1 protein-coding gene is annotated in these 477 nt (G+C 50.7%); it reads left to right on the top strand.

Annotated features, from left to right (window positions below; all coding sequences use genetic code 11):
* Nucleotides 1-477 (top strand): cadherin-like domain-containing protein (locus WR49_RS19325; protein ID WP_046225106.1); only part of this gene is annotated, 477 nt, incomplete at both ends.

Raw genomic sequence — 477 nt, 5'->3', positions numbered from 1 at the left:
GACCTAACCGTTAACCCAGTTAATGACCTGCCAGTCCCACAAGATCAACAATTCAGCGTGGAAGAAGATGGCACGCTCATCTTCACCGATGCCGACCTATTAACAGGCGCAACTGACATTGAAGGTGACAATCTAACGATTGAAGGTGTGACCTACGATGGCGGCGACGGGATTCTTACTGACAACGGTAATGGTACTTACACCTTCGCTCCGAATGAGAACTTCAATGGTGACGTAAACTTCGGTTTTGAGGTGTCTGACGGTACCGATACAGTCTCAGCCAACATCGATGTCAGCGTAACGGCGGTGGATGATGCCCCTGTGTCGGGCGATCTAGCGTACTCAGTCGACGAAGACGGTTCGATCCGTTTGAGCCAAGAGCAACTGTTATCGCAAGCATCTGATGTGGAAGGTGATGACCTGACAGCGAGCGGCCTAAGCGTTGGTGGCAATGCCACTGTTATTCAAAACGATGAC

The organism is Vibrio sp. ECSMB14106 (genome assembly GCF_000972265.1).
In the GTDB taxonomy this organism is placed as follows: domain Bacteria; phylum Pseudomonadota; class Gammaproteobacteria; order Enterobacterales; family Vibrionaceae; genus Vibrio; species Vibrio kanaloae.
This window is presented reverse-complemented; position numbering and strand designations above follow the sequence as displayed.